Annotated in this window: 11 protein-coding genes; 2 read left to right on the top strand and 9 right to left on the bottom strand. The window is 59.1% G+C overall.

Translation table 11 applies throughout. The annotated features are described in order from the left end of the window. Positions 1 to 32: 32 nt before the first annotated feature. From carA to grpE, 5 genes are all read right to left on the bottom strand, one after another. Positions 33 to 1169 (bottom strand): glutamine-hydrolyzing carbamoyl-phosphate synthase small subunit, encoded by a 1137-nt coding sequence (gene carA / locus QR290_RS05190; RefSeq protein WP_007953761.1) that lies wholly within the window; start codon positions 1167 to 1169, stop codon positions 33 to 35. A 256-nt stretch (positions 1170 to 1425) separates the two neighbouring features. After that, positions 1426 to 2232 (bottom strand): 4-hydroxy-tetrahydrodipicolinate reductase, encoded by an 807-nt coding sequence (gene dapB / locus QR290_RS05185; RefSeq protein ID WP_115076507.1) that lies wholly within the window; start codon positions 2230 to 2232, stop codon positions 1426 to 1428. A gap of 9 nt (positions 2233 to 2241) precedes the next feature. Continuing rightward, on the bottom strand, positions 2242 to 3366 hold the full coding sequence (dnaJ, locus tag QR290_RS05180) for a molecular chaperone DnaJ (RefSeq protein ID WP_007953765.1): 1125 nt from the start codon (positions 3364 to 3366) through the stop codon (positions 2242 to 2244). A 297-nt stretch (positions 3367 to 3663) separates the two neighbouring features. Further along, a complete protein-coding gene (gene dnaK / locus QR290_RS05175) occupies positions 3664 to 5580 on the bottom strand; it encodes a molecular chaperone DnaK (protein WP_115076506.1) in 1917 nt (638 codons plus the stop codon). A 102-nt stretch (positions 5581 to 5682) separates the two neighbouring features. Further along, the gene (gene grpE, locus QR290_RS05170; RefSeq protein WP_115076505.1) at positions 5683 to 6252 is read right to left on the bottom strand and encodes a nucleotide exchange factor GrpE; all 570 of its coding nucleotides are present in this window, start codon (positions 6250 to 6252) and stop codon (positions 5683 to 5685) included. Positions 6253 to 6492: 240 nt separating this feature from the next. Here grpE and recN point away from each other — a divergent pair, with 240 nt between their 5' ends. After that, the gene (recN, locus tag QR290_RS05165) at positions 6493 to 8166 is read left to right on the top strand and encodes a DNA repair protein RecN (protein ID WP_289204488.1); all 1674 of its coding nucleotides are present in this window, start codon (positions 6493 to 6495) and stop codon (positions 8164 to 8166) included. A 75-nt stretch (positions 8167 to 8241) separates the two neighbouring features. Here the strand turns inward: recN and fur are convergent, their stop codons facing one another. Continuing rightward, positions 8242 to 8646, bottom strand: a complete 405-nt coding sequence (fur, locus tag QR290_RS05160; RefSeq protein WP_064119476.1) for a ferric iron uptake transcriptional regulator — start codon at positions 8644 to 8646, stop codon at positions 8242 to 8244. 97 nt (positions 8647 to 8743) lie between these two features. Between fur and QR290_RS05155 the strand changes: the two genes are divergently transcribed. After that, complete coding sequence (locus tag QR290_RS05155) at positions 8744 to 9271, top strand: outer membrane protein assembly factor BamE (RefSeq protein ID WP_007953775.1); 528 nt, start codon at positions 8744 to 8746, stop codon at positions 9269 to 9271. A gap of 61 nt (positions 9272 to 9332) precedes the next feature. Here QR290_RS05155 and QR290_RS05150 read toward each other — a convergent pair whose 3' ends face one another. The 3 genes from QR290_RS05150 to QR290_RS05140 are packed head-to-tail and all read right to left on the bottom strand — an operon-like array spanning position 9333 to position 11485. Then, positions 9333 to 9647, bottom strand: a complete 315-nt coding sequence (locus QR290_RS05150; RefSeq protein WP_289204487.1) for an RnfH family protein — start codon at positions 9645 to 9647, stop codon at positions 9333 to 9335. Continuing rightward, a complete protein-coding gene (locus QR290_RS05145) occupies positions 9640 to 10074 on the bottom strand; it encodes a type II toxin-antitoxin system RatA family toxin (RefSeq protein ID WP_003221509.1) in 435 nt (144 codons plus the stop codon). Before QR290_RS05145 ends, QR290_RS05150 begins: the two co-directional genes overlap by 8 nt. 7 nt (positions 10075 to 10081) lie before the next feature. After that, entirely contained in the window at positions 10082 to 11485 is a 1404-nt protein-coding gene (locus QR290_RS05140) for a sodium-dependent transporter (RefSeq protein WP_115076502.1), read from the bottom strand. Positions 11486 to 11547 lie beyond the last annotated feature (62 nt).

Here is an 11547-nt window from a genome sequence, read left to right as displayed (position 1 = left end):
GGGGCTTCTCGCTACAGTCTCAAGGCGAGCGCTTAGCGTCGCTTGGCCATCTCGTTGATGAAGCGGTCAAACAGAGGGGCCACATCGTTCGGGCCCGGGCTCGCTTCAGGGTGACCCTGGAAGCTGAACGCGCTCTTGTCGGTACGCTCGATACCTTGCAGGGTGCCGTCGAACAGCGATTTGTGGATCGCGCGGACGTTGGCTGGCAGGGTTTCTTCGTCAACCGCGAAACCGTGGTTCTGGCTGGTGATCATCACGACGCCAGTGTCCAGATCCTGAACCGGGTGGTTGGCACCGTGGTGGCCGTGGCCCATTTTCAGGGTCTTGGCGCCGGAGGCCAGGGCCAGCAGTTGGTGACCGAGGCAGATGCCGAACACCGGAATTTCGGTTTCCAGTACTTCCTTGATCGCCTTGATCGCGTAGTCGCAAGGCTCCGGGTCACCAGGGCCGTTGGACAGGAACACGCCGTCCGGTTTCAGAGCCAGTACGTCGGCAGCCGGAGTTTGCGCCGGCACCACAGTCACGCGGCAGCCGCGCTCGACCAGCATGCGCAGGATGTTGACCTTGACGCCGTAGTCGTAGGCAACTACGTGGTATGGCAGCTCGGAGGCTTCGATGGTCGCGTGGCTGTCGGTTTTCAGATCCCAGACAGTGGAGCGCCATTCGTATTGGGTCTTGGTGCTGACGACTTTCGCCAGGTCCATGCCCTTCAGGCCCGGGAAGCCTTGTGCCGCGGCGATGGCCGCTTCTTCGGAGATGTTGTCGCCGGCCATGATGCAGCCGTTCTGTGCGCCTTTTTCACGCAGGATGCGGGTCAGGCGGCGGGTGTCGATACCGGCGATCGCCACAACGTTGTTGGCTTTCAGGTAGTCGGACAGGGACATCGTGTTACGCCAGTTGCTCGCTACCAGCGGCAGGTCACGGATGACCAGACCAGCGGACCAGACGCGGTCGGACTCGGCGTCTTCCGGCGTGGTGCCGGTGTTGCCGATGTGCGGGTAAGTCAGGGTAACGATCTGTTGGGCGTAGGAAGGATCGGTAAGGATTTCCTGATAGCCGGTCATTGCGGTGTTGAACACCACCTCACCAACGGTCTGACCGTCGGCTCCAATGGCTTCGCCGCGAAAAATGCTGCCATCAGCAAGGGCGAGTATGGCTGGCTTAGTCAAGAAGACCTCCCGTAAATAACGCATGAAAGGGCAATCGCAGGTTGTAAAAAAGCGGAGTGACGTATGGACACGTCACCCCGCTTCTTCACTGAATTATTCTGCGCGCTTTTAGTGGACACACTAAAGCTGTAGCTTACAGAAAAAGGGATTTTTGGTCTACCGCCAATGAGCCCGAAAGGCCGGAGAATGCGACAGGGCGTCGCGCAGCGGAGTAAAACCGGCACAAACAGGGCGTTTGCGCCGGTTTCAGCACATCTCAATGCAGGTCGAGCACGTCCTGCATGTCGTACAAACCAGGCTCGCGACCGTCCAGCCACAACGCCGCACGCACCGCACCCTTGGCAAACGTCATGCGACTCGAAGCCTTGTGCGTGATCTCCAGACGCTCACCCTCACAGGCAAACAACACGGTGTGATCGCCCACCACATCACCACCGCGAACAGTGGCAAATCCGATGGTTTCACGCTCACGGGCACCGGTGTGACCCTCACGACCATAGACCGCGACCTTCTGCAGATCACGATCCAGCGCATTGGCAATCACCTCACCCATGCGCAGCGCCGTACCCGACGGCGCATCGATCTTGTGCCGGTGATGGGCTTCGATGATTTCGATGTCCGCATCTTCCGCCAACACCCGCGCCGCCATGTCGAGCAACTTCAGCGACAGATTGACGCCGACACTGAAGTTGGCGGCGAAGACGATCGGAATATCCTTGCCCGCTTCAGCCAGCAGTTGCTTCTGCGCAGCATCCAGACCAGTCGTGCCGATCACCATTGCCTTGCCGGCCTTGCGGCAGAAGGCCAGGTTTTTCAGCATGACTTCCGGCAGGGTGAAGTCGATCAACACATCGAACTCTTCGGCTACCGACTCCAGATTCCCGGACAGCGGCACGCCGATTCGACCGAGCGAAGCCAGCTCACCGGCATCCACACCGATCAGCGTACTGCCGGGGCGGACAATCGCGGCCGTCAGACCGGTCAGCGGCGCGCGCTGTTGCACGGCCTCGACCAGAATCTTGCCCATGCGCCCGGCAGCGCCCATCACAGCTATACGTCGCATGCCGACTCCTTACAGATCGCCGAAGAAGCGTTTCACACCGTCGAACCAACCGGTGGTTTTCGGGGAGTGACTGTTGTCGTCGGCCAGGGAGCTGCGGAACTCTTCCAGCAGTTCACGCTGACGACGGTTCAGATTGACCGGCGTCTCGACGGCCACACGACACATCAGGTCGCCCGCACCACCGCCACGCACCGGCGCAACGCCTTTGCCGCGAACGCGGAACTGCTTGCCGGTCTGAGTCCCTTCCGGAATCTTCAGCTTGACGCGACCGTCGAGGGTCGGAATTTCCAGTTCGCCGCCCAAGGCTGCGTCGACGAAGCTGATCGGCACTTCGCAGAACAGGTGCTTGCCGTCACGCTGGAAGATGTCGTGTTCGCGGACGTTGATCACCACGTACAGGTCGCCGGTCGGGCCACCCTGAGTGCCCGCCTCGCCTTCGCCAGACAGACGAATGCGGTCGCCAGTGTCGACACCAGCCGGCACTTTGACGGAGAGGGTTTTGTATTCTTCAACGCGACCGTCACCGTGGCAGGAATCGCACGGGTCGGAAATGATCTTGCCCTGGCCATGGCAGCGCGGGCAGGTCTGCTGCACCGAGAAGAAGCCTTGCTGCATACGCACCTGACCGATGCCGCCGCAAGTCGGGCAAGTCGAAGGCGACGAGCCTTTCTTCGCACCCGATCCATCGCATGGCTTGCAGTTGACCAGTGTCGGAACGCGGATATTCACGGTCGTACCGCGCACCGCTTCTTCCAGATTCAGCTCCAGGGTGTAGCGCAAATCGCTGCCACGCTGGGCGCCGCCACGGGAACCGCCGCGACCGCCACCGAAGAAGTCACTGAAGACATCACCGAAAATGTCGGAGAAGTTCTGACCGCCGAAGCCTGCACCGCCGCCCCCCATGCTCGGATCGACGCCGGCATGACCGTACTGGTCGTACGCTGCACGCTTGCTGGAATCGGAGAGCACTTCGTAGGCTTCGTTGGCCTCTTTGAACAGCTCTTCCGACGCTTTGTCATCGGGATTACGGTCCGGGTGATGCTTCATCGCCAGACGGCGATAGGCCTTTTTCAGGTCCGCTTCGCTTGAGCCGCGCTCAACACCCAACACTTCGTAATAGTCACGCTTAGCCATAAGTTCTTCATACTCTTGAGGACGTTCGGCAAACCCCTCCTGAGCTTCGCCAAACTCGTTGAGCCCCAATACAGGCCCGGACCCAACTCACGTCAATTCAACGATCCTGGTCTTTGGTTCATGCGGTATTTGCGGCGCGAAAAGCAGGAGCATTCCCGGCCATACCGCTAGCACGCGAAGCTTGTCGCATGCTGTAAAAATTCGCGTATTCCAGATACGCCAACGCGGGAGCAAGCTCCCGCGCGGCGACATCCTACCAGTCAGTGCCCAAAGGCAGTCAACCGGCCGACCAACAACTTACTTGTGGTCTTTGACTTCTTCGAACTCGGCATCGACAACATCGTCAGCCTTTTCAGCTTTCTCGTCGTGCGGTGCCGCGCCTTCAGCAGGCTGAGCCTGTTCGGCGTACATCTTCTGGGCAACCGGCGCAGAGACTTTCGACAGTTCTTCAACCTTGGCTTCGATGGCAGCCTTGTCGTCGCCTTTGACGGCGGCTTCCAGGGCAACCACGGCGGCTTCGATTGCAGTCTTCTCTTCTGCAGTCACTTTGTCGCCAGCGTCAGCGATCATCTTGCGAGTCGAGTGAACCAGTGCATCACCCTGGTTACGGGCAGCGGCCAGTTCTTCGAACTTGCGGTCTTCCTCGGCGTTGGCCTCGGCGTCACGCACCATGCGCTCGATTTCTTCGTCGGACAGACCGGAGTTGGCCTTGATCACGATCGACTGGGTCTTGCCGGTAGCCTTGTCCTTCGCACCTACGTGCAGGATGCCGTTGGCATCGATGTCGAAGGTCACTTCGATCTGCGGCACGCCACGTGGAGCTGGTGGAATGTCGGCCAGGTCGAACTTGCCCAGGGACTTGTTCTGTGCGGCTTGCTTGCGCTCGCCTTGCAGGACGTGAATGGTCACGGCGCCCTGGTTGTCGTCGGCAGTCGAGAACACTTGCGATTTCTTGGTAGGAATCGTGGTGTTTTTCTCGATCAGCGCGGTCATCACGCCACCCATGGTTTCGATACCCAGGGTCAGCGGGCTGACGTCGAGCAGCAGAACGTCTTTCACGTCACCGGCCAGAACGGCGCCCTGGATGGCAGCACCCATGGCAACAGCTTCGTCCGGGTTCACGTCTTTACGTGCTTCTTTACCGAAGAAGTCGGTAACCAGCTTCTGAACCAGCGGCATACGGGTCTGACCACCGACCAGGATCACGTCGTTGATCGCGCCAACATCCAGACCGGCGTCTTTCATGGCGATGCGGCAAGGTTCGATGGTGCGCTGAACCAGGTCTTCAACCAGTGCTTCGAGCTTGGCACGCGAGATCTTCACGTTCAGGTGCTTAGGACCGGTGGCGTCTGCAGTGATGTACGGCAGGTTCACGTCGGTCGACTGAGCGGACGACAGCTCGATCTTGGCTTTCTCGGCAGCTTCTTTCAGACGCTGCATCGCCAGCGGGTCACCTTTGAGGTTCATGCCGCTTTCTTTCTTGAATTCGTCGACGAGGTAGTCGATCAGACGAATGTCGAAGTCTTCACCGCCCAGGAACGTGTCACCGTTGGTGGCCAACACTTCGAACTGGTGCTCGCCGTCAACTTCAGCGATCTCGATCACGGAAACGTCAAAGGTACCGCCACCCAAGTCGTAAACGATCACGGTGTGATCGCCTTTGGCCTTGTCCATACCGTAAGCCAGAGCGGCTGCGGTTGGTTCGTTGATGATACGTTTTACGTCCAGACCCGCGATGCGGCCGGCGTCTTTGGTCGCCTGACGCTGGCTGTCGTTGAAGTAGGCCGGAACGGTGATTACCGCTTCGGTCACGGCTTCGCCGAGATAGTCTTCGGCGGTCTTCTTCATTTTCTTCAGAATTTCAGCCGAGATTTGTGGCGGAGCCATTTTCTGGCCGTTCACTTCAACCCAGGCGTCGTTGTTGTCAGCCTTGACGATCTTGTAAGGGACCATCTGGATGTCTTTCTGAACAACTTCTTCGTCGAAACGACGGCCGATCAGACGCTTCACCGCGTACAGGGTGTTGTGCGGGTTGGTCACGGCCTGACGCTTGGCGGACTGGCCGACCAGGATTTCGCCATCGTTGGCGTAAGCGATGATCGACGGCGTGGTACGCGCGCCTTCAGCGTTTTCGATAACTTTTACGTTGCCGTTTTCAAGAATGGAGACGCAGGAGTTGGTAGTCCCCAGGTCGATACCGATAATTTTGCCCATGTTCACTCTCCCGAAACTTTGGATTTGGTTGCCGCAGCGGTTGTGGCCAACTGCGGTAGCACTTAAACGCTTGACTTCTAAATGGGGGCCTTGCGGCTAATTTCAAGCCTTCTCGTCAATCGAAGGCGAAACTGGCGCCGGCAACTTGCTGACCACAACCATCGCCGGACGCAACAGGCGACCGTTGAGCTGGTAGCCCTTCTGGAACACCTTCAGAATGCTGTTCGGCTCCAGGTCTGCACTTTCCTGCATGGCCATCGCCTGATGTTCCACGGCGTTGAACGGCTCGCCTTCCTGCGGGCTTACAGCAACAAGCTGGTAGCGCGCGAGGGTGTCGTGAAACATTTTCAGGGTCAGCTCGATGCCTTCGCGCATCGGACGGATGCTCTCGTCATCCGGGCTCGACAGCTCGAGGCCGCGCTCCAGGCTGTCGACGATCGGCAGCAGGTCGCCGGCGAATTTTTCCAGCGCAAACTTGTGCGCCTTTTCGACATCCTGCTCGGCACGGCGGCGGACGTTCTGCAGATCGGCAGCTACGCGCAGCGATTGATCCTGCGCGGCGGCCAATTGCTCTTCGAGCACTTGTACACGGGTCGCCAGGTCATCACCCGAAGCCTCGGGCGCCTGATTGGCTTCTGGATTTTGCGTATCTACTGTCTGTTCGTCAGCCATAGAATTCTCCTTTCAATATCGTCCGCGAGTTCGATTCGCGCTTCTGCCCCGGTATATGGGGCCGCAAAATCAGGCTTCAAGGGCTGACAATGATTAACCCTACAAAAAAGTGCTGCATTGTCATTCCCCGGCGCGACATGCATTTGATCGGATCGTCCCCATCGAGCAAAGAGAGGGCATTGTCAGCCCGAAACAAAACACTGTATAAATAACCAGACCTGAAGCCTGGGAGCGGCCTTTATGCTGGTGCACCTGTCCGTACACAACTACGCCATCGTTGAACATCTCGATCTCGAACTCGATCGCGGCATGAGCGTGATTACCGGGGAAACCGGCGCCGGCAAGTCGATCATGCTCGATGCCCTGGGCCTGACGCTCGGTGATCGCGCCGACAGCGGCGTGGTTCGACCGGGCGCCGACAAGGCCGATATCCTGGCGACCTTCGATCTGGCCGACATTCCCGAGGCCAGCGCCTGGCTGGCGGAACGCGACCTGGAAATCGACGGCCCGTGCATCCTGCGCCGGGTCATCACCTCCGAAGGTCGCTCACGCGGCTATATAAATGGCACGCCCTGCCCGCTCGGCGACCTCAAGTCGCTCGGCGAGCTGCTGATCGATATCCACAGCCAGCACGAACACCAATCCCTGCTCAAGACCGATACCCACCGACGCCTGCTCGACGAGTACGCCGGGGCCACCGATCTGGCGCGCCAGGTGCATCTGGCCGCCCAGCGCTGGCGCCAGACTCGTCAGGAGCTGGAACGCCTTTCCAACTCCGGCGACGAACAGCGCGCGCGTCATCAACTGCTCAGCTACCAGCTCGAAGAACTGGAAAACCTCGCCCTCGGTGAAAACGAGCTGGAAGAACTGGAGCAGGAACACAAGAACCTGACCAACGCCGAAACCCTGCTTGGTATCTGCCGACAAGTGGTCGAACAATGCAGCGAAAGCGATTCCGGCAACGTGCTGAATGCCCTGACGGCCAGCCTCAATCGACTGTCGAGCGTGAACAATTCGGTCGGCGCGCTGGGCGAAGCGAGCAGCCTGTTGACCAGTGCGCAGATCCAGGTCGAAGAAGCCGTCGGCGAGCTCAATCGCTTTCTCGACAACTTCGATGCCGATCCGGCGCGCCTGCAATATCTGGAAGAACGTCTGGATTCCATCTACACACTGGCACGCAAACACCGCATTCAGCCGACGGAAGTGGCGGAGATGCAGCAGAAGCTGCTCGACGAAATCGAAGCCCTGGACGCCAACGATGAATCCATCGAACGCCTCGCCGAAGAACTCGCATCCTATGCCCGCCACTATCAGGAAAAGGCCCGGGAACTGAGCGAGCTGCGCCATCAGGCGGCCGGCAGCCTGGCCAGCGCCGTGGAGCAGGAGATTCAGCGTCTGGGCATGCCCGGCGGTCGCTTCACCATCGAATTGCGCGCCAACAACAGCAGCGAACTGCAACCCAATGGCCTGGAGCAAGTCGAGCTGCTGGTCAGCGCCAACCCGGGCCAACCCTTGAAGGCCCTGGCCAAAGTGGCGTCCGGCGGTGAGCTGTCACGGATCAGCCTGGCTATCCAGGTGATTACCGCCCAGACCTCTCGCGTACCGACGCTGGTGTTCGACGAAGTGGACGTGGGGATTGGCGGTCCGACGGCCGAAATCGTCGGCCAGTTGTTGCGCCGCCTCGGGGATCGCGGGCAGGTATTGACGGTCACGCACTTGCCGCAAGTCGCAGCTCAGGGGCATCAACATCTGTTCGTGCATAAGGTGCGTGGTGAACAGGCGACTCACACGGCCGTTTCGAAGCTGAGCAAGAATGACCGTATAGAAGAAGTCGCACGGATGCTTGGCGGCATCGATCTGACCAAAGAGTCTTTGGCGCACGCGAAAAAGATGGTCGTTACCGCAAAGGTTTAAGCACGGCAGAAAGCACGAAGGCGACCCTTGGGTCGCCTTCGTTCGTTTCGCGAACCTGAAATTCGCGCGACATGCTTACTTTTTCTTGCGTACGTACAGCACCAGGTTGTGATCCACCAACTCGACACCGTGCTCCTCGGCAATTGCCTTCTGGAGTTTTTCGATTTCGATGCTGACGAATTCGACAACCTCACCGGTTTCCACGTTGACCATATGGTCGTGGTGGCCACCGTCGGCCAGTTCGAATACCGCGTGACCGCCGTCGAAGTTGTGACGGACCACGAGGCCAGCCGCTTCGAACTGGGTCAGAACACGGTAAACCGTGGCCAGACCGACGTCCTCGCCAGCTTCCATCAACGCCTTGTAGACGTCCTCGGCACTCATGTGACGCTGCTCTGTAGAGTCGAGCATTTGCAGGATTTTGACCCGTGGCAGGGTCACTTTGAGGCCGGCTTTGCGTAGTTCGCTATTTTCAACCATGGTCAGCTTTCTCGCGATGCTGCTTCGCAGCTTCTCTTAATGCGGGTATGATCGGCGTTTACGTTGTCCCAGCCAAGATAGTGGAAGTCGCCCACCGATGCAAAACACCAAGCTCTTGCTAACCAGTTTCACCTTTGTGGGACTGCTCGCACTCGCCGGTTGTTCATTCCCCGGGGTTTACAAAATCGACATCCAGCAGGGCAATGTCGTCACGCAGGACATGATAGACCAGTTACGCCCGGGAATGACCCGGCCGCAAGTACGGTTTATCATGGGCAACCCTCTGCTTGCCGACACGTTCCATGCCAATCGCTGGGATTATCTGTACAGCCTGCAACCTGGTGGCGGTGAACGCCAGCAGGAACGCATGAGTGTCATTTTCGACTCGAATGACCGACTTGTCAGCCTGTCCGGTGACTTCATGCCGGGCGTCAGCCGTGACGAAGCCATTCTCGGCAAGGACAGTGGCACCAGCGTGACCGCTCCTGCTGAAAACGTCGAGCAGCCGAAACCGGAAAAACCGGCCAAGCCAGGCTCCTTGCTGGATCAGATCCAGAAGGACGTCGATGGTGTGGAAACCGTTCCGGTTCCAACACCAGAGCCGCTGGACACCTCGCCGCAATAATTTGCGACGCAATAAAAAACCCGGAAATTCCGGGTTTTTTATTGCCTGCCGTTTGGCCAGCCTACTGGTTTCGCGCCTTGGCTTCGGCAGCCTTGGCGGCACGCAGACGACGCACTTCTTTCGGATCGGCCAACAGTGGCCGATAGATCTCGATGCGATCGCCTTCCTGAACCCGCCGGGTATCCGGATCAGCGATCACTTTGCCGAAGATCCCCAAAGGACAGCTCTTCAGATCCAGCTCCGGAAATTCAGCATCAATCCCGGACGCCATCAGCGCCGCACGCACCGTCGCACCCTCAGCGACACTGATTACACGCAAAACCTGACGATCAACGGCGGCATACACCACTTCGATTTCGATCACCGGCTCAACCATGCATCTGCTTGGCGCGCTGACAGAAAGCATCCACCAGCGTATTGGCCGCCTGATTGAACAAAGGGCCTAGCGTCGCGCGAACCAGCGGCCCGGCGTAGTCGAAGGACAGATCCAGACTGATCTTGCAGGCCTTCTCGTTCAGCGCCTTGAACACCCAGACGCCGTGCAGCTGATTGAACGGCCCCTCCTCCAGGTTCATCTCGATCGACTGCCCCGGCACCAGCGTATTGCGCGTCACGAAGTGCTGACTGAGACCACCTTTGGCCACGCCGACACTGGCGCGCATATGCTCAGGCGAGCTTTCCAGAACCTCAGCAGACGAGCACCACGGCAAAAACTCGGGGTAACGCGCCACGTCATTGACCAGGTCGTATAGAAACTGCGCCGGGTAAGGCAGCAGTGCCGATCGTTGAATATGTGTCGTCATGTAAGCGTCACTTCCAGAGCTGGGTGGCAAACACTACAAGAATGCCGATGGGCGCCACATAGCGCATCAAGAACAGAGACAGGGCGAACAGTGCCGGGCTGCGAATCGACAATTCGTCACGCACCGCCTCACGTCCCATCACCCAACCGGCAAACAGCACGAAGCACAGCCCGCCGAGCGGCAACATGATCCGCGAGGTGAAGAAGTCGATCACCCCAAAGAAGTCCAGGCCACCGGCCGCACCCCATTGGTAGAGATGGAACACCCCGCCATCGTTCACGAAAAATTTGGCTTCCTTCCAGATATTGAAGGAAAACACCGTGCCCAGGCCGACGAACCAGCAGGTGAACGCCAACCAGAACGTCACCCAGGCACGACTGATTTTAGTCCGCTCGACCAGATAGGCGACCATCGGCTCCAGCAGCGAAATCGCCGAGCTCCAGGCGGCAATGGCCACCAGAACAAAGAACACCACACCCATCAACTGGCCGAAAAGCACGTTACCGAAAGCAAATGGCAGGCTGACGAACATCAGCCCCGGACCTTCGCTGGGATTCAAACCGCCGGCGAACACAATCGGAAACAATGCCAGACCGGCCACCAGCGAAACGAAGGTATCGAGCAGCGCCACACCCACGACCGTGCCGGACAGCGAGGCTTCCTTGGTCATGTAGGCGCCGTAGATCATGATCGAGCCCACGCCCACGCTCAGCGAGAAGAACGCATGCCCCATGGCCGGCAGCAAGCCGTCGAGGACTTTCTCCGGGTGGAAGTCGAACATGAAGTGCACGCCTTCCATGAAATGCCCGGTGGTCATGCTGTATCCCAGCAGCACCAGCACCATCACGAACAGCAGCGGCATCATGATCCGCAGGCTGCGCTCAAGCCCTGCGACCACGCCCTTGGCGATGACCACAGCCGAAAGCAGCATGAAAGCCGTGTGCCAGAGTGTGAGGCGCCACGGATCGGCGATGACATTACCGAAGTACGCCCCGACCTGATCGGCCGTCGCGCCCTGGAAGTCCCCGCGCCCCATATCAATGATGTAATCCAGCGACCAGCCGCCGACCACACTGTAGAAAGACAAGATCAGCAACGCCGTGATCATCCCGGCGAATGCGCCCCACGACCATTTGCCCGAGTGCCCGGCTTCCAGCGCCAGCACCTTCAGGGCATTCGCCGGACTCTGCCGGGCACGGCGGCCGATCAGGGTTTCGGCGAGCATGACCGGGATGCCGATCAGCGCGATGCACGCCAGAAACATCAGCACGAAGGCACCGCCACCGTAGACCCCGACCATGTAGGGGAATTTCCAGATGCTGCCCAGTCCCACGGCCGAACCGGTCGCGGCGAATATGAAAACCCAGCGGCTAGCCCAACTGCCGTGGACAGAAACCTTGTCTGTCGACATCGTTTATCACGCCCAAGCGTTAGAAAAAGAGGCCGCATTGTCCGGGATTCACTCAACCTGCT

It is taken from the genome of Pseudomonas fluorescens, assembly GCF_030344995.1.
Lineage (GTDB): Bacteria > Pseudomonadota > Gammaproteobacteria > Pseudomonadales > Pseudomonadaceae > Aquipseudomonas > Aquipseudomonas fluorescens_BF.
This window is presented reverse-complemented; position numbering and strand designations above follow the sequence as displayed.